Below are 18,080 nucleotides of genomic sequence, written 5' to 3' on the forward strand. Positions count from 1 at the left end.
GTTATTGTTGTATATCCATATTTGGATCCAGTGCATCCCGCAAACCGTCACCTAATACATTAAAAGCAAAGACCGTCAACATAATGGCAATGCCGGGAACAATCGTTAAATGCGGGGAAGTCCACATAAAAGCTTGACCTTGGGAAATCATTGCTCCCCATTCAGGCGTCGGCGGCTGTGCTCCCAATCCTAAATAACTGAGTGATGCGGTGGAAAGGATTGCTGTAGCCATCCGCATGGTGGCAAAAACGATGATTGGGGCTGTGGCATTTGGCAAAATATGCCGGAACATGATCCGCAAATCCGAAGCCCCCATCGAACGCATCGCCATAATATATTCTTTCTCTTTAATAGATAGTACGGAACCTCTGACAATGCGTGCACAGGTTGGAATGGACCATATACTGATCGCAATCGCAACATTCACTAAGCTTGTCCCCAAAATCGCAATGATCAGCATGGCCAACAAAATTCCTGGGAATGAAAACAATAAATCGACGAATCGCATAATGATTGCATCTAACTTTCGGTAGTAGCCAGCAAGCATCCCAAGTAGAACGCCGCCTATGAGTCCAAGAGAAACGGCGATTGTTCCCACTACAAGCGAAATTCGGGCACCATAGACAATCCGGCTCCAAACATCACGGCCATAATTATCTGTCCCAAGCCAATGTCCCGGGCTGAGTACGGGCAGTTCACTGCTTGCCAGGTTTTGCCGGATAGGATCATGCGTCGTAATCATTGGCGCAAAAATAGCCATCAATATTTGAAGCAAAACGATGATTAAACCAGCGATAGCCAATTTGTTCTTGAACAGCCTCCGCATCGTCGTGACAATATACCGCTCTCTTTTTTTCTCTTTTACTTCTACCGTTTCAACCATTGTCATAGCATTCCCTCCCCTCAGTCGTATTTGATTCGTGGATCAATATAGGTATAGATAATATCCACGATCAAGTTGACAAGAACAAACAATGATGCAACGAGCAGCACGGAACCTTGAACCATTGGAAAGTCTCTAGCTGCAATGGCATCGATCATCAAGCGCCCTACTCCATTTATCGCAAATACTTTTTCGGTAATGATGGTTCCGCCAAGAAGGAATCCGAAGTTCAATCCAATAACCGTAATGATGGGAATCATCGCATTTTTCAAGGTATGGATCCAGATCACATTTCTCTCCTTTACTCCTTTGGCGCGTGCCGTCCGAACATAATCTGCCCGGATAACTTCAAGCATTGAAGACCGGGTCATGCGGGCAATCATCGCAGCAGAAGCGGTTCCCAAAGTGATGGCCGGCAAAATCAGTTCCTTGATGCCGTCCACTGTATAAAATGGATGAGACATCCCGCCAACCGGAAGCCATTGAAGGTTAACGGCGAAAACCAGAATCAGCAGCGCCCCCAGCCAGAAGTTTGGAATGGAAATCCCTGCAAGTGCAAATGTGGTAGCGGATACATCCAATAAAGAGTTTTGTTTCAATGCGGAGACAAGACCTGTGATGATTCCAATGATGACTGCAACAATCATGCTGGCAATTGCCAGCTTTAAGGTATTTGGAAAACGGACAGCAATGGCATCTGCCACCGGCTGAGCTGTTTGATAAGAATAGCCAAAATCACCTTGAATGGCATTTCCCAGATAGTTTGCGTATTGAACAAGAAACGGTCTGTCGAGTCCTAGGTTCGCTTCAATGGCCGCAATATCCGATTCTGTTGCTGTCGGTCCTCCGATAATTGCAGCCGGATCTCCAGGAGCAATATACATAGAAGAAAAAACAAGAAAAGAGATCCCTAAAAGCAAAAACAATAATTGCAGCGCCCGACGAATAATTAACGCAATCAACTCTACACCTCCGAATACATTTGTTAAGCATTTCTCAACATTACATTAACAAATGTAGATTTTTAATTAATCTGATTATAATTTAAGTGAAAATAAAAATCTATAAGAATTTTCAAAAAAGTACTATTTACTTAGTTTCAATTAACATAAACACTAAAATAAGCTTAGTACTCTTTCTTTTTGTTCATCTTCTTCTTCTTTCTGATTCTTTTTGTTTATTCCTGCAAGCAGTTTCTCATGGCAGATTTAAGCAAAAAGAAAAAGCCGACAGCAATATTGATTTGCTGTCAGCTTTTTTCCCGCTTAAACGGTCAGTGAAGGCTGAAAAAGCCCTCCCTCTGATTGAAGTTTCTCTTTAGAGTTTTAATCCATTTCTGCTCTTGAAGCGCCGCAATAGAATATGGCTTTCTACACGGGTGATGCCATCAAGCGCATACAATTCCTCGTTGATAAATTTTTCTAATCCTTGAAAGTCATCTACTAAAACGTGCATATGAAGAGTGGACGGACCCGTCATTTGATAGCAGCTTGCTACGTTAGGATTGTCTGCTAAAGCTTGGGCCACTTCAACAAGGGAAGAAGGTTCACAATCGACTTCGAAAAATCCGGACACTTGTTTTCCAACTTTTTCACTGTTGATCACCACAGTAAACTTTTCAATGATTCCGGCCTCTGACAACTGATGGACCCGTTCCCGGACCGCCACACGCGAAAGGTTAAGCTCTTTTCCGATGTCTACATAAGAACTGCGGCCATTCACCGTCAACAACTCTAAAATCTTCTTATCGATTTCATCTATTTTCATAAAGCCACCTCGGTACTATAAGTTTGAATAAGATTATACGACATTTACTTACGTTTTGGAATATATAAATTATTTCCGATTCCCTTTCGAAAGAAATTAGTACTTTCTACTTCCTCTTTAGAAATCTGCTGCAGAAAATTCCAGGCGCAACTTCAAAGCGGCCCTGTTCGATAAAACCATGTGATTCATACAATTTTTTCGCCGGTTCATTGGCAGAACCTGTACTGACGATAAAATCATAGCCCCTATATTGCTCCAATAAGTATGTCAGCAATTGCCTGCCAATGCCTTGGCGAAAATAGGAAGGTGCGACTACTAATCTATGTATATCGACTGTACAGCCTTCTTCTTTAAAAGAAATAAAGCCTTTCAACTCTTCTTCCAGATAACCCAGAAAAACCTCCTGGCTGTTTTGAATTTCTTCAACCGTTTCATGAAGTTGCGGAATCCCTTCAAATCCCATCAGCACCGCTTCGACTTTATATGCCGGCTGTTGGATTTTCCGGATGGATTGTGCCGCTTTCTCCAAGCGCTGGTCTAACTGTACAATCATAAAAAGCACTCCTCGCTGTTTTAGCTTTCATCAAATGAGTAAAATATTTCTTCTGTAAATAAATTAAAGAACGATTCTCGACCTTATCGCTTTTGGCATGGCTATGGTGGAAGCCTTTAATGTCATTTGAATTTCCCGCTCCAATAATCCTGATATGCCCGATCCAATTCCTCTTCGGTGTTCATCACAAAAGGTCCCCGGTGTGCAATCGGTTCTTGCAGCGGCTGGCCACTCAGGACAAGCAAAACCGTATGATCAGCGAGGGAAGTCAGCATGAAATCTTCCCCTGAATTTTCAAAGAGAATAAAGTTACCAGAAGCAACGGCGGTTTCGCCATTCACTTCCACCTCGCCTTTCACTACGAAAACCCCTGTATTAAAATGCGCTGGAAATGTCAATTCAGCTTGGCCGTCCATCTGCAGCCGGACATCCAACAGATGAATAGGCGTAAAGGACTTTGCCGGGCCGGTTAATCCTGAATAATTGCCCGCGATGACGCGGACTTCGCCTTGCTGGACAGGAACAGACTTTATGATTTCCCGGGTCAATGATTGATACTGTGGCGCTGTCATCTTGTGTTCTTGCGGAAGCAGCACCCACAGCTGAATCATTTCCGATAAGCCGCCTTCAGGAAGCTCTGGAAATTCAGTGTGCTGAATTCCCGCACCTGCTGTCATCCATTGAGCTTCATCTTTATGGATTGTGCCCCCATTGCCTTTCGTATCATAATGCGTGATGGCTCCTTCATAAACAACCGTCACTGTCTCCAATCCACGGTGTGGATGAAGCCCATCAACTCTTCCTGACCCTGAAATCGGAGGGAACATTTTCGGCGGTTCATGGTCCAGCATAAAAAACGGGCTCATGCGCTGGTAATCTGAGAAGATCGGCAGATAATTTTTCACTTCCATATCAATCACTTTAAACGGTTCAGAACCGCTCAATACTGCTTCTATCCGTTTTACTCCAGCCATTCTTTTACAACTCCCTAATTTTTGTTAAAACGAAAGGAATTTTCGGATTTCCATCATTTTGGTTTCTACATCGCGATAGCCGAGATTGTACAATTCGGTCAACTTATCAGTATCCCGTTCCATTCCGTTCATTTTAATTAACCTGGAAGGCTGTATGACAAGCACTTGCCCTTCCACTTCCAGCTCTTCAATAAACTCCATCGTTTCGTTATATCTTAAATACCAATTTTCCATGCTTTTTACGATGCCAGGAAATTGGCGGTAAAAAGCCGGCATCAATCTGGCAAAGGAATTTTTCTTTTTCCGGTATCCTTTTTCTTTAGTCAGGACAATTATAGGCTTTGTCACGCCATCTTCGAGAGCTTTGCGGATAGGAATAGGGTCAGCCACTCCGCCGTCCATGAGAAACCTGCCTTCAAATTCAACCGGTTTCGCCATAAAAGGCAGCGAACTGGATGCCCGAACAAGAGATAAGACGTCTTTCGCATGCTGGCGCTTTTCAAAATAGACCGCTTCCCCGGTCAGACAATCCGCAGTTCCTATAACAAATTCCTCGATTGCGTTATGAAAACTGTCATAATCGAAAGGCACCAGCCGATTCGGAATTTCATCGAAAATCAAATTCATGCCGAAAAGTTCTCTTTTCAATAATAAATTCTTTACAGATATATAATCCGGATGATGCACAGAGCCAATTGTCACTTTGTGGTTGCGCCCCGTCTGCCGCGACACATAAGAAGAAGCATTGCAGGCTCCGGCCGATACTCCAATAATGTAATCCACAAAAATTTCTTCTTCCAAAAACTTTTCGAGGACCCCACCTGTGTATACCCCACGCATGCCTCCGCCTTCTAATATCAGACCGCTTTTCATTCAGAATCCCCCTCTGTCATATGCGCCAATGCCCGTATGGGTTCTTCAAAAGCCGATATTTTTCTTTTCTAATTCTTTGCCAATAAGGTCCATACGCTATATTCTCCTTGCTAATGAAATAGACAAGAAAAGCTGGCCGAATCATTTCCGCCAGCTTCCTGTCAGCCTACTTTTCGGATCAATTCAGGTCCGTTGTTTTTCGGAGAGTTGACAGCATCCGAAACTTCGTATGCTTCTAATTGCGCAGAATCAAATGGTTTCAATAAATTACCAAGCACTTCTTCATCTTGTACTTTCGGGTCGAGCCAGATTTTTTCTGCTTCTTTCGATAAAATCACCGGCATGCGCTCATGGATGGATCCCATCAATTCATTTGCCTTCGTTGTTAAAATGGAACAGGTATTGACTGTCTTGCCATCTGGCGACTTCCAGGATTCCCATAATGCCGCAAAAGCGAAAGGCTCACCCGTTTTCAATTTGATGCGCATCGGTGTTTTTCCATCATCGGTCCGTTTCCATTCATAAAAAGAGTCGGCTACGACGAGACAGCGCTTTTTCTTGAAGGCATTCCGGAAGCTCGGTTTTTCAGCTGCTGTTTCCGCGCGTGCATTGATCATTTTATAGCCGATTTTTTCATCTTTTGCCCATGGAGGAATAAGTCCCCATTTTAAAAATCCCAGGCGGTTCTTGGCTCCGTCATTAACTACTGCCAACACTTGCTGAGAAGGAGCGATATTGTAGCTCTCCGAATACTCTTCTTCTTCAAAGCTAACTTCATCAATGTCAAAGCGTTCCAGGATGGCGCTGTAATCTGCATACAATGAGTATCTTCCGCACATAATGATCATCCTTTCCGAAGTTGGCATATTATTACCTTTAATATAGCAGAACCGTTCCCGCAATGCCGATTATTTGCTGAGAGCTCTCTCGACGGCTGCTTGTGCGTGGATAGCGGTCGTATCAAACAAAGGAAGAGCGGCATGCTTTTCCTGAATCAGCAAGCCGATTTCCGTGCAGCCAAGCACAATCCCCTCTGCTCCTTTCCCTTCCAGCTGCCGAATGGCTTCCTGAAAAAAGTCCCTTGAAGATGGAAGCACTTTACCCAGGCACAATTCCTCAAAAATAATGCGGTTAATTTCTTTCCGCTCCTTTTCTTCCGGAATCAGTACTTCCAACCCGCTTGAAATTAAGCGGGACTTATAGAAATCCATTTCCATCGTGTATGCTGTGCCGAGCAGACCCACTTTCCGGATTTGCTTATCGCGAATCTTGCAGACTGTGGCATCTCCAATGTGCAGAACCGGAATCGAAATATTCCTTTCAATGTCACTTATGACCTTATGCATCGTATTGGTGCAGATGATAATAAAATCGGCTCCGGCTTTTTCAAGTGCTGCTGCTGCTTGACCCAACAAATTCCCGGCTTTCTCCCAATCCCCCGTTGCCTGCCAGTGTTCCACCTCTTCAAAGTTCACACTGAAAAGAATGGCCTTTGCTGAATGCAGGCCGCCTAAACGAGATCTTATTTCTTCATTTATCAGCCGGTAATATTCCGCTGACGATTCCCAGCTCATGCCACCAATCATGCCGATTGTTTTCATGCTTTTCCCCGCCTTCCTTTTATTTCATTGCCCAATGCCGGCTCTTCTTAACCCATTCCCGTTTCGTTCATTTTAAAGACTGCAAGTATCTTTTTCCTCTTTTCCAGCTTATTGAGTCCAATATATGTTTTTTGCAAAGCAGGATAAAAGCAATAGCCCGTCTTAGCCCCTTTATTTTCGGAAGAGTGTTATAATAGAAGTATAATATGTTTCATTAGGAGGAATTACATGGCTACGGCGCGAGAAATGAGTCTGGTTAACAAGGATTTTCTGGTCGAAGAATTAGGGCTAAAACAACAAGGCAATTCTACAGTCTTTACAAACGAGGATTGTTTTGTGCTGTCCCCATCGGTTCAGCGTTATGAAAAGGGGTTCGATATCAGCGAGTTCAATTTGGCGAAGTTTGATCCGGAACGTCAGCAAGGCTTTTTGATCGTACGGTATATGGACACCTTTTTAATGGCAAAACTGGAAAGTTTTCAAAAAAAGATGATGCCGCCTGAATTGCAAATCAAGAAGAAAAATACTAAACCGCATTGGAAGTTTACTGTTGCTGAAAATCCTGCCTACCATTTGGTAAACACGCAGAACAAAGAGCTTCGGTACCGGCTTCAAGAGCCTTCCAAAAAACAAATCATCTCTTTCTTCAAAAAAATATAAGTTGCTCCCGCAATGATTCCAATTGCGGGATTTTTTATGGAGATAATTGCTTTATTTATATCCAGATTTTTCTGTTTAATGGTAATATGAACGTATTGCCAAACGAACGGAAGTGGTTTTATGGACGCAGAAAGGTATACAACAGAAAATCGCGAGTTTTGGAAAATCATGTTTAGCCTGCTGCTGGCTTCTCTTTTTATTTTTGCCAATCTATATATGGTGCAACCGCTATTGCCGCTATTCGTAACCGAGTTCCAAGTGTCGGTCTCTGCTGCAAGCCTATCCATGTCATTTGCCACGATCGGGCTTATCCTTGGCTTGATTGTCCTGGGCTTTTTTTCAGACCGCAGCGGCAGAAGGGCTTTTATCATCTTTTCCCTGCTGGGTTCAGCGCTTCCTTTTTTCCTGCTTCCACTGGTTGAATCGTATACTTGGTTTTTACTGCTCCGTTTTGTTCAGGGATTTGCACTTGCCGGCGTCCCAGCTGCAGCACTTGCTTACCTGAGCGAGGAAATTGCTTCTAAAAATATCGGTTATGCGACTGCTTTATATATTTCCAGCAATGCTCTTGGCGGTATGATTGGGCGGGTGCTCGCCGGTTTTTTGGCAGACCGGTTTTCCTGGCAAACCGCCTTTATGATTTTTGGCTTCACTGGCCTCATCCTATTCCTGGCTGTATTGTTCCTGCTGCCCCGTTCTCGTCATTTTGAACCAGGCGATTTGTCTTTCGCAAAAGACCTTGAAGGTTTTTGGTTCCATTTGAAAAACCCTTCATTGCTGGTGGTCTTTGGACTGGGCGCTGTGCTCCAAATATCCTTTACAGGTATTTGGACGTATTTGCCGTTTCATATGGAGGCTCCGCCCTTCTCAATGCCCCTGCAGTCAATTTCTTATTTGTTTTTTGCTTATGGAATCGGTGTGATCGGTTCTCCGATGGCTGGCCGGGCTGCTGAAAAATTCGGATTGCGGAAAGTCCGCAGAGCTGGCGTTGTCATTCTTTCCTTAGGAATCCTTCTAACTTTAAGCCCTTTTCTCTGGGTGATAGTAGCCGGTTTATGTATTACTTGCCTCGGTTTTTTCACAGCCCATTCTTTGACTGCCGCTTCTGTAAGCCAGCAAGCTACCCATCATAAAGGAAGTGCTTCAAGTCTTTATCTGGTTTCTTATTATATTGGCGTTGCTGCCGGAAGTTCATTACTCAGTCCACTATGGTCAAATGGTGGCTGGACCCCATTGGTCCTCTTCGCTGCCTTACTGCCGCTGTTTTACTTATTTGCTGTCACTTTATACAGAAGCAAAGAAAAAAGGAAAAGCACCTAAGCAGTTGCTTTTCCTTTTTTCCGTTTTAACGGTCAGCGGGCTAACCCCTACTGATTGAAGTTTCTCTTTATTTCTCTTCACGCTCTTCGATCGGATTTTGTTCATCACCGATTCCGAGGTTGCTATGAGCACCTCTTTTTTCCATTTCCATACCATCCTCACCGGATTCCTGCTCAATGGTTTCAAATTCTTCCCGCTGCCGCCGGTTTTCTGTCCCTTCCGGCTGTCTTCCAGTTGAAAAGTCGTCCTTCCCCATTAAACCTGCCTCCCTTTCTCTTTTAAGGAACGTATTCCCTTATTGCCTTTTATAAAACATCATTTCGGCAATCAAAAATGGAAAGAGAAAGCTTCGTATCCGAAATACACCGACAGCAAAGACAATGCTGCAAATACTGCATATTCAACAGTGCCTCCTGTCGTGGCGGTTATAGGAAAACGAACTGTGATTTTAATCGGAAACAGCAGTTTGATACCATTTTTTGTCGCCATGTCCAGTATGTAATGGCTTGCCATTCCCACCAAGATTCCAGCAGTTACCGCTTCGTGTACGGAAATAGCATTTAGCAGCATGCCGATCAATACTAAAAACAGCAGACTGTGGGTGAATGTCCGGTGCCCGAATAAAGTATTGATGATTTTCGATAATATTGGAAGTGTTCTTCCCATTTTGCTGCCGCCGTGGCAAATGTCAGGAAGAATAGCTCCGACCACTCCGGCACCTAGCAATATAGCGGGATCATAATTGGTGATTTGGGCAAAAGCAAGACTTGCTGCGATACCGCCTGTGATGTGTGTTTTCCCTGTCATGCGAATTGTTCTCCTTTTTTTATTGTTCCATCTTTTATTATACGCAAAATAGGGTATGGTGTTGTTAGAGAAATTATGTAGAAGGAGTCGAGGGAATGGGAATTCATAAGTTTTTTACTTCATTGAACGATTTGGAGCGTATTATCCGGGCTCCTGGAAGATTTAAGTTTGAAGAACATAACGTAGCAGCGCATTCTTGGAAAGTCAGCCAGTACGCTTTATTCTTTGCAACAATTGAAGAGCGCGCTGGAGAGACGATCGATTGGAAATCTTTATATGAAAAAACCATCAACCATGACTTTGCGGAAGTCTTTATCGGAGACATCAAAACCCCGGTCAAGCATTCATCACCTGAGTTGAAAGAGATGATTGCGCAAGTAGAGGAAGGCATGATGGAAAAATTCATTTTACGGGAGATCCCTGAGGAATTTCAGGAGGTCTTTTTCGATCGTATGAAAGAAGGAAAAGATGCGACAATTGAAGGCCGGCTTCTTGAAATGGCTGATAAGCTGGATCAGTTTTACGAATCCTTTGCCGAACTGAAACGCGGCAATGCTGATAAAGAATTTGTGGCAATGTACCGCATTGCGTTAAAAAAATTGCTGGCCATCCCGTTAAAAGCCAGCGTCACTTATTTTAGGGAAGTGATGCTCGACGATGTCATGAACGAGGAGACCATTATCGATATAAAAGAAATCACACACCAAGTCCTGAGGGGTTAATAAGCGTTCACTATATGTTTTAACTCAATTTTATGGTAAATTTATTACTATATAAAATAACCCGGAGGTGAATCCCTTATTTAAGGGAATTTATTGGACCCCATACTTTTAATGAATTTAGCTTTACTCGTTTTACTAATCGCGTTAACCGCCTTTTTCGTCGGTGCAGAGTTTGCCGTTGTCAAAGTCCGCATTTCGCGCATTGAACAGCTGATTGAAGAAGGAAACAAAAAAGCAGTGCTCGTAAAAAAAGTCGTCAGCGATTTGGACTATTATTTATCGGCTTGCCAGCTTGGCATTACAGTGACAGCACTCGGGCTCGGATGGCTCGGGGAACCGACAATTGAACGCCTATTGCATCCTGTATTTGAAATTCTCGGCGTTCCTGCTTCTGTTTCCTTAGTCATTTCGTTTGTCCTGGCGTTCTCACTTGTGACCTTCCTGCATGTTGTAGTCGGGGAAATGGCACCAAAATCATTGGCGCTGCAATTTGCCGAGCGCATGACCTTGTCTTTGGCTCCACCGCTTTATTGGTTCGGCAAAGTCATGGCACCTTTCATCTTCCTTTTAAACGGTTCTGCTCGTGTGTTTCTGCGAATTTTCGGCGTGCAACAGGTCAGAGAGGACCAAGCCCATTCTGAAGAAGAACTGAAAATCATCATGGCCCAGAGTTTTCAAAGCGGTGAAATCAATCAAACCGAGCTTGCCTATATGCAAAACATTTTTGCATTCGATGAGCGAAGCGCAAAGGATGTCATGGTTCCCCGCACACAAATCATTGCATTTCCGCAAGATTTAAGCAGCGAGGAATTGCTGGCGGAACTCCGCGAGCACCGGTATACACGCTATCCGATTGCGAATAACGGAGATAAAGACGATTTGATCGGTTTTATTAATGCAAAGGAAATTCTGACGCATTATGCGGTAAATGGCGAGGTCAATATGACAGACTTTATCCATGAACTTCCGTATTTCCATGAAACCACGCCACTTCAAACGGCACTCATGAAAATGCAGAAAGACCGTACACATATCGCACTTGTCATTGATGAATACGGCGGGACATCCGGCATTATTACGATGGAAGACATTTTAGAAGAAATCGTTGGGGAAATACGCGATGAATTTGACGATGAAGAAGAAGCTGAAATTATTAAAGAAAGCGAAGACCGCTATCTCATAAATGGACGTGTTCTTTTAAAAGACTTGGAAGAGCGCTTCAACATGGAATTTGAAGACAGCGATGACATTGACACAATAGCCGGCTGGATTCAGCATCAGCTGATTGAGGCTGAAACTGGAGATGTCGTTGAAAAGAAAGGGCACCGCTGGTCAATTATTGATATGGAAAATCATCATATCTTAAAAGTCGCGGTTGAAATCGTCAATAATTAAGAAAAAGAAGGGCATTCCTAAATTGGAATGCCCTTCTTTTTGTCTATAAAACCCAATTTTCCGGATCGGGATTGACCTTTAGTCATATCTTATATAGAATGGGAACAAACGTTCTTATAAAAAGGAGGGCCATGATGAAGCTAAATAAACATCTATCTGTAAAAGGGCAAATTAAGGACCGAGGACGCATTAAGTGGACAGCCATGATGCTGCCGGAGCATGTGCAGATGCTTCGGGAATGGCAAAAAGAAGATCGTTATAACAGCAAACCTAATCTGGACGAGTTTGACTTGGAAGCTATCTACGAAGAAATCCAACTCGCCTACAAACAGCAATGTGATATTGAAATCCGTGTCTGGCGGGGAGACGTCCAAACATTCATGGGCATTGTCAGTGCTATCGACCTGCGCCTGCAAAAGCTCCATCTCGATACTGGGCTCCATACCCAAAAGCTTTTGTTTACAGAAATTATAGGGGCCAAGACCTTGGATTAAGCAAGAAAAAGAAGCGACATGGCAATCTGCATGTCCGCTTCTTTCCATTTAGAGGATTAAAGCACCCCATTACGGGGCATATAAAAGATAAGCAACATTAACTAAGGAGGTCGGATTTATGAGCAAAGCGATGGGCGTCGCCAAGGATTTGGTCGGCGAAATCAAAAGAGACAGGGCCACGACACTGGCTGCTGCACAAGCTTATTATTATTTATTAGCTATTGTTCCATTATTAATCTTATTACTAGCAATTCTTCCGTATTTACAGCTCGACCCACAACGGGTAATGGATTTAGTCGGCACGATCCTTCCAGGAGAAATGGCTGCCACGTTCCAGGATACAATTGTCAGTGTGGTGACTGTACCATCCGGCGGTTTGTTGACATTCGGTATTTTGGGAACCCTATGGTCAGCCTCTAATGCCATGACCGCTTTTATCGAAGCTACCAATCAGGCGTATGATGTAGAAGAAACCCGTTCTTTCATCAAATTGAAAGGCATGGCAATCATCTTGACTCTCTTTATGCTAGTGGCCGTTATTGTGGCGCTGATTCTTCCGATTTTCGGTGGCACTATTATCGACGTAGTCAGTTCAATCCTGAGTTTACCGCCGCAAACCGAAATCATCTTCCAAGTGCTTCGCTGGGTCATTTCCATTGCGGTTATGAGTATTGTATTGGCATTCCTTTACAAATTTGCGCCGAATAAGCATTTTCCATTTAAAGAAGTCATCATCGGGGCGGTTATTGCTACCATTCTGTGGCAAGTCGTGTCACTCGGCTTCTCGTTTTACGTTTCAAACTTCGGCAGCTATTCTGCCACTTACGGCAGCCTCGGGGCTATTATCGTTCTGATGCTGTGGTTTTTCCTGACCGGTCTGATCCTGGTCGTCGGTGCGGAAATAAATGCTATTTTGCATAAGCGAAAACACACAAAAAATGCACCTGCTCAAGTATTTGAAGAATAATGAAAAAGCAGCGCACTGATAAAAACCAGTGCGCTGCTTTTATTTTTGGTACATAACCATCCATTCATCAATCACGAAAGTCTGAATTTCTCCGTTTTGGACAGCGATTTGGAAATAATCTTTTGTTCTGCCATCTGCCTCCAGCAAGTGCTGGGTGACGCGTTCAATCTGTTCTTCGCTGTCAGCCGTCCGCCTTACCCATGTTGGATACTTGAACGTTTTTTTGCGGTCCAGCGACTGAATTTCCTCCAGTGCAGCAGCCTCCAGCAATTGGCGCCATTCCCTTTTAGACAAACAACGCACATGGCTGCCATCTCTCAATTTTTCTGTAGTGTTCATGAAAATGCCCAATTCAGCATCTTCAGGCGAGACATTGTCAATTAAAATAAATTTTCCGCCTGGCTTTAATACACGTGCTGCTTCTTGGATGAACTTTTCCGGATGCGGAAAATGATGCGGGGCGATTCGGCAAACAGCAGCATCAAAGCTCTCGCTTAAAAAAGGCAAAGCTTCAGCATCCGCTACCGCATAAAGAATATTGTCAAAATCCTTACGCAGATGCTTCGCTGTGTTTTCCAGCATCTCTTCTGTCAAATCGGTCGAAACGATGATACCCGCATGCGGCGCAAGTGCTCTTGTGACATGTCCGCCGCCTGTTGCAATATCCAGGATGGTCCATGTCTTTTCCGGCTGCAGCCACTCAGCTAGGAGCGGAAGATCATCTCCTTTCGCATGAATATCGCTTGTTACATATTTATCAGCGTTTTTGCCAAATACCGACTTCACTTTGTCCTTCACTTGTTCCTCCATTATTTACCCCTCCTGTTTGTTGAATGCCAGGCCGGTGCTCCAAAAAGTTCCGATAGGCGAAACCGGCAACTTCCTCTTCCGAATAATGCTTTTGCAATTCATTGATGAGATTCTGGAATTTCGAAGCATTCTCCAGATCTTCTATATACGCACCGATGCCGTCAAAATCGGAACCAATTCCGATATTCCTGACACCGCCCAGTCCACAGAAATGGTCGATGTGCTTGATCAAATCCGGAATGGTAACCTTGGATGTATCTTCTTTAATGAAGTCCAGGCAAAATACCACGTCAATCAATCCGTTCTTTGCAAACATCGCTTTTGCCTGATCGTCGTCCAAGTTGCGCGGATGATCACGGAGCGCCCGCGCATTGGAATGGCTGGCCATCGGATAATCGGCAAGCTCCATAACATCCCAAAAGCCTTTTACGGATAGATGGGAAACATCCGTGAAAACCCGGTGTTCATTGTTCAGGCGCACCACTTCTTTCCCTAGCAGCGTCAACCCGCCTCCACGCGGTTCTCCTGCGCCGTCTGCGCATAAATTGGCGTTATTCCACGTCAATCCGATTGACAGCACACCCAAGCGGTATAATTGACGCAGCTTCATCAAGTCATTGCCGAATGCATCCGCTCCTTCAAGCGTTAAAACTGCCCCAATTTCATTGTCTTTTAAGCGGTCGATGTCTTCCCATTTTTTGATATGTTTCATCGCCGGGTTTTTACCGAGAACATCTGTATAGAATAAATCCACTTGCTCCAGAGCGTGCTGCCATTTTTCATCTGATGGCAAATCCGGATAAAGGAAAACAGCGAAAAACTGAACTTTTACGCCGCCTGCATGGAGGCGCTGGAAATTTGTATCCAGCGCTTCAGAATCTATAAAACTCAGCGGCTCCTGCTGAAACAAACTTCCTCTTTTAGCCAACTGTAATTTCAGCAAAGCATCACAATGGGTATCGATGATTTTCATTTATTCATCCCCTTCTTCCAGGCAAGCTTCAATAAATCCCTTGAAAATTTTCTGCGAAGGCACATCGGATGCAATCGCCATATTTTCCGGATGCCATTGCAGCCCCAGCACAAAATGATGCGCCTTGCTTTCGATTGCTTCTATTACGCCGTCGCTTGCTGTTCCGCTGACCAGAAATGAATCAGGCACATGCCGATTTGCTTGATGATGGCGGCTGTTGACTCTCAACTTTTCAGATCCTGTCAAACGGTGCAACAAAGAATCTTCCTTTACATGAACAAAATGGCTGCCATGTTCCACTGGTGCCTTCTGCTGATGCTGGAGCATATTGCCTTCCATTTGCGCGGGAATATCCTGATACATATCGCCTCCCACTGCCACATTCAAAATCTGTGCTCCCCGGCAAATCCCTAAAATCGGTTTGCCAAGTTCCAGCACTTTCTGGATCAGCGCCAGTTCAAAAGCGTCCCTTGAAGGAATAACGGTTCCCAGATTCGGATGGGGCTCTTCCCCGAAAAGAGTTGGATCGACATCATAGCCACCAGCTGCAAACAATCCATCAATGCGCTCAGCTATCCGGTCTATATCTGTTTCTTCTCTCAAATGCGGAAGCATGATCGGCAACCCGCCCGCCTGCAGGATCGCTTCAGTATCCGCCAGTTGAATATGGTATTTTTCTTTGCCTAACTCTCTTGATGAAGTAACGCCGATGATCGGTTTCATATGTAATTCCCCCCAATTTATTGTCTGAATATCTTAAACATACAGAATTAACAAGGAAATTGCTAGAGAGGCTGAATGAAAAATTTGTAGCTGTTATTATTCCGCAAAACAGCTTTATTTGCCGCAGACAAGTTTTTGCGACGAAGCACTCGCTGCTGCATCTAAAAAATCCTTCTTCAGTCCAACTCCTATAAATGGTTCCGCAAGGCTATTCTGTTTTTCTCCAAATCAGTAAAAGCCCCGAAAAGAAACTTACTTTTCGAGGCCTGTATCAGTTATTCTCCATCATATGCCGCAATTGCTGCAGCGATTGCATCTTCAATCGGCGTAACGATTGTTAAATCGTTGTTGATGACAATCGAAAAGATCAACTTTTCTCCTTCTTTCGTCGTTGCATATCCCGACAACGACGAAACTGCTGTCAGGCTTCCCGTTTTAGCTGTGACATTCCCTGTCGCATCCCCTGTTTTCATCCGGTTGCGAAGTGTTCCTCCAACCATCCGATCCGCTGCACCGGCTACCGGAAGTGAAGTTAAAAAAGTATCATACCAATCTTTTGGCTGGGCCGCATAAAGCAATTGGGATATCTCATTGGCTGGAACCAAATTCACATGGGACATGCCTGAAGCGTCGCGCAATTGAATGGTGTTGGTGTTTACTCCCAAATCGGCCGCTACTTCTTCAACTATTTTAAGTCCGGCATCCCAGCTGCCTTCACCGGCTACCACCTGTCCCATCTCTTTCGCTAAAATTTCGGCATGCCCATTATTGCTTAACTTCATAAATGGAATGAAAAGATCACGCAACGGCATGGATTTCCGCTCAGCGAGCATTGTGGTGCCTTCTGGAGTTTCTCCCATCTCTAGACCGTGGTTGCCGGTCAACTGAATGCCCTGAGCCAACAATGCATTTTCAAACAAATCAAGCGCATAACCGGCAGGCTCTGATACTGCGATCCACTCGCGTGTACGCGATCCTCCAAGCGGCATTTCCCCTTCAATCACAATATCGTTCGTCCCATGGTCACGTGTGATGGAAACGGTCTTCTTTTGTCCCGCTGGCACGGTTGTTGTTTTATTGATGATGTTTACATAATCCGTATGCGGTGTGAGCGTCACTTTTGTTTCGCTTCCTTCTGCATCTCCGGAATTGACTTCCACAATGACTGACCCAGCGTCATAGTCTTCATTTGGTGAAGCAGTGAGTGCAGATACTTGTGCACCGTAATAGTAGATCTCATCTTTCCAAGTGATGTCTTCTGACAAACGCTCGCCGTCATACCACGTATCATCGCCGATTAAACCACCTTTCACTTTCTGGATGCCTTGGCTTTTCAATTCAGCAGCTAACTGCTCAAAATCTTCCTGCAGCAAAGTCGGATCTCCTTTGCCTTTCAAATACAAGTTGCCATGCAGGACCTTCCCTTTAAGCTTTCCGTCTGTATGTATTTCTGTAGTGAACTGATAATCTTCCCCAAGCGTTTCAAGTGCAGCCATGCTGCTGAACAATTTCGTATTCGATGCCGGTTTCAGGCGGACATCACCGAAGTGGTCGTAAATTACTTCCCCAGAATCAGCTTTTCGAATACTGACACCAGTAGTCGCTCCATCCAGCCGCCCATCCTGCAATATGTTATTAATTTCACTTACCAGCCCGGCATAATCTTCATCCGCTCCCGCCGACTGCTTGGTATTGCTCCATTGAATTGGTGAAAAAACCAATATCGCCGCCAAAAATAACAGAACTCCCCATTTCCAACACTGCTTCTTTTCCACTATCCCATCTCCTCCAATTGTGTAATAACAGAAGCGTATCACATCAAAAGAAAGAATATTCCGATTTTTATACAAATGAATCAATGAACATAGAATTTTTATCTTTAATAGTAATATTATCCATTTGATATCAATAAAATTGCTGTTTCAATCAATTAAAAAGAGTGGAAAGCATAGTAGCTATCCACTCTTTTTAATTTATATTTCCTGCTCTACATCTGGTATGGAGGAACGTCTGCCAATAATTTCAGTAAAGTAATCGAGCTGTTTTTTGATGCGCTGCTCTACTTCTTTATCGATAATCGGATTCTGCGGATTGGATTTGTCTATTTGGCTGTCCACCAGATAAACGCCTTTTAGATTTTGGGCTTTTAAAGTAGCGAGTAAAGGCTTCAACGTATATTCAAGCGCCAGTAGATGGGCGGAACTTCCTCCAGTCATCAGCGGAAGCACTGGCGTATCCTGCAGAACATCCTGCGGCAAAAGGTCGATCAGCGTCTTAAGGACCCCGGAATAGGCAGCTTTATAAACAGGGGAGCCGACAATGACACCTTTTGCTCCATGGATCAATGTACTGATTTCAGCTATTGCCGGGCTCTTGTAATTCCCTAAAAACAAATCATTTTGCGGCACGTCTCTTATGGACAAATGGGTTACAGAAAAACCGCGTTCTGTTATTAATCCTCCTAAATACTTCAATACCAAATCTGATCTGGAATCTTCTGAAGGGCTTCCTGATAAAACAACAATATCACTCATTGTAATCTTCCTTTCTTTTGCCGA

21 protein-coding genes are annotated in these 18,080 nt (G+C 44.0%); 6 read left to right on the forward strand and 15 right to left on the reverse strand.

Going from position 1 to position 18,080, the window contains the following annotated elements; all coding sequences use genetic code 11:
* Position 1: 1 nt before the first annotated feature.
* The 8 genes from AC3AQ9_RS09405 to AC3AQ9_RS09440 form a co-directional block, all read right to left on the reverse strand.
* The gene (locus AC3AQ9_RS09405) at positions 2-889 is read right to left on the reverse strand and encodes an ABC transporter permease (protein ID WP_488307206.1); all 888 of its coding nucleotides are present in this window, start codon (positions 887-889) and stop codon (positions 2-4) included.
* Positions 890-903: 14 nt separating this feature from the next.
* Positions 904-1,845, reverse strand: coding sequence for an ABC transporter permease (locus tag AC3AQ9_RS09410; RefSeq protein WP_488307207.1), 942 nt, complete (start codon positions 1,843-1,845; stop codon positions 904-906).
* A 355-nt stretch (positions 1,846-2,200) separates the two neighbouring features.
* A complete protein-coding gene (locus AC3AQ9_RS09415; protein WP_488307208.1) occupies positions 2,201-2,650 on the reverse strand; it encodes an Lrp/AsnC family transcriptional regulator in 450 nt (149 codons plus the stop codon).
* A gap of 106 nt (positions 2,651-2,756) precedes the next feature.
* Positions 2,757-3,203 carry a GNAT family N-acetyltransferase gene (locus AC3AQ9_RS09420; RefSeq protein ID WP_488307209.1) on the reverse strand — a complete coding sequence of 149 codons (447 nt, stop codon included), beginning with the start codon at positions 3,201-3,203 and terminating at the stop codon, positions 2,757-2,759.
* A 122-nt stretch (positions 3,204-3,325) separates the two neighbouring features.
* Complete coding sequence (locus AC3AQ9_RS09425) at positions 3,326-4,177, reverse strand: pirin family protein (RefSeq protein WP_488307210.1); 852 nt, start codon at positions 4,175-4,177, stop codon at positions 3,326-3,328.
* 24 nt (positions 4,178-4,201) lie between these two features.
* Positions 4,202-5,050: a patatin-like phospholipase family protein gene (locus AC3AQ9_RS09430; RefSeq protein WP_488307211.1), complete on the reverse strand. Its 849-nt coding sequence runs from the start codon at positions 5,048-5,050 to the stop codon at positions 4,202-4,204.
* A 161-nt stretch (positions 5,051-5,211) separates the two neighbouring features.
* Positions 5,212-5,889 (reverse strand): SOS response-associated peptidase, encoded by a 678-nt coding sequence (locus AC3AQ9_RS09435; protein ID WP_488307212.1) that lies wholly within the window; start codon positions 5,887-5,889, stop codon positions 5,212-5,214.
* Positions 5,890-5,958: 69 nt separating this feature from the next.
* The gene (locus AC3AQ9_RS09440) at positions 5,959-6,651 is read right to left on the reverse strand and encodes an aspartate/glutamate racemase family protein (protein WP_488307213.1); all 693 of its coding nucleotides are present in this window, start codon (positions 6,649-6,651) and stop codon (positions 5,959-5,961) included.
* A gap of 228 nt (positions 6,652-6,879) precedes the next feature.
* Between AC3AQ9_RS09440 and AC3AQ9_RS09445 the strand changes: the two genes are divergently transcribed.
* Positions 6,880-7,311, forward strand: a complete 432-nt coding sequence (locus AC3AQ9_RS09445) for a hypothetical protein (protein WP_488307214.1) — start codon at positions 6,880-6,882, stop codon at positions 7,309-7,311.
* Positions 7,312-7,431: 120 nt separating this feature from the next.
* Positions 7,432-8,631 (forward strand): MFS transporter, encoded by a 1,200-nt coding sequence (locus AC3AQ9_RS09450; protein WP_488307215.1) that lies wholly within the window; start codon positions 7,432-7,434, stop codon positions 8,629-8,631.
* A 67-nt stretch (positions 8,632-8,698) separates the two neighbouring features.
* Here AC3AQ9_RS09450 and AC3AQ9_RS09455 read toward each other — a convergent pair whose 3' ends face one another.
* Positions 8,699-8,887, reverse strand: a complete 189-nt coding sequence (locus AC3AQ9_RS09455; protein ID WP_488307216.1) for a hypothetical protein — start codon at positions 8,885-8,887, stop codon at positions 8,699-8,701.
* Between the two features lie 71 nt (positions 8,888-8,958).
* Positions 8,959-9,438, reverse strand: a complete 480-nt coding sequence (locus AC3AQ9_RS09460) for a metal-dependent hydrolase (RefSeq protein ID WP_488307217.1) — start codon at positions 9,436-9,438, stop codon at positions 8,959-8,961.
* Between the two features lie 95 nt (positions 9,439-9,533).
* On the opposite strand from AC3AQ9_RS09460, the gene AC3AQ9_RS09465 reads away from it, so the two are divergent.
* The 4 genes from AC3AQ9_RS09465 to AC3AQ9_RS09480 all read left to right on the forward strand — a co-directional run bounded on the left by AC3AQ9_RS09465 (position 9,534) and on the right by AC3AQ9_RS09480 (position 13,016).
* Complete coding sequence (locus AC3AQ9_RS09465; RefSeq protein WP_488307218.1) at positions 9,534-10,160, forward strand: YfbR-like 5'-deoxynucleotidase; 627 nt, start codon at positions 9,534-9,536, stop codon at positions 10,158-10,160.
* Positions 10,161-10,271: 111 nt separating this feature from the next.
* Entirely contained in the window at positions 10,272-11,555 is a 1,284-nt protein-coding gene (locus tag AC3AQ9_RS09470; protein ID WP_488307219.1) for a hemolysin family protein, read from the forward strand.
* A gap of 134 nt (positions 11,556-11,689) precedes the next feature.
* Complete coding sequence (locus AC3AQ9_RS09475; RefSeq protein ID WP_488307220.1) at positions 11,690-12,049, forward strand: YolD-like family protein; 360 nt, start codon at positions 11,690-11,692, stop codon at positions 12,047-12,049.
* Positions 12,050-12,167: 118 nt separating this feature from the next.
* Positions 12,168-13,016 (forward strand): YihY/virulence factor BrkB family protein, encoded by an 849-nt coding sequence (locus AC3AQ9_RS09480; protein WP_488307221.1) that lies wholly within the window; start codon positions 12,168-12,170, stop codon positions 13,014-13,016.
* Between the two features lie 39 nt (positions 13,017-13,055).
* Here the strand turns inward: AC3AQ9_RS09480 and AC3AQ9_RS09485 are convergent, their stop codons facing one another.
* From AC3AQ9_RS09485 to ssuE, 5 genes are all read right to left on the reverse strand, one after another.
* Entirely contained in the window at positions 13,056-13,826 is a 771-nt protein-coding gene (locus tag AC3AQ9_RS09485; RefSeq protein WP_488307222.1) for a class I SAM-dependent methyltransferase, read from the reverse strand.
* Positions 13,774-14,799: a dipeptidase gene (locus AC3AQ9_RS09490; protein ID WP_488307223.1), complete on the reverse strand. Its 1,026-nt coding sequence runs from the start codon at positions 14,797-14,799 to the stop codon at positions 13,774-13,776. Before AC3AQ9_RS09490 ends, AC3AQ9_RS09485 begins: the two co-directional genes overlap by 53 nt.
* Positions 14,800-15,522: a gamma-glutamyl-gamma-aminobutyrate hydrolase family protein gene (locus AC3AQ9_RS09495; protein ID WP_488307224.1), complete on the reverse strand. Its 723-nt coding sequence runs from the start codon at positions 15,520-15,522 to the stop codon at positions 14,800-14,802. It abuts the gene before it with no gap.
* Positions 15,523-15,797: 275 nt separating this feature from the next.
* Positions 15,798-17,297, reverse strand: a complete 1,500-nt coding sequence (gene dacB / locus AC3AQ9_RS09500) for a D-alanyl-D-alanine carboxypeptidase/D-alanyl-D-alanine endopeptidase (RefSeq protein WP_488307225.1) — start codon at positions 17,295-17,297, stop codon at positions 15,798-15,800.
* A 198-nt stretch (positions 17,298-17,495) separates the two neighbouring features.
* A complete protein-coding gene (gene ssuE / locus AC3AQ9_RS09505; protein WP_488307226.1) occupies positions 17,496-18,056 on the reverse strand; it encodes an NADPH-dependent FMN reductase in 561 nt (186 codons plus the stop codon).
* Positions 18,057-18,080 lie beyond the last annotated feature (24 nt).

Source organism: Planococcus sp. VCh962, from assembly GCF_057748275.1.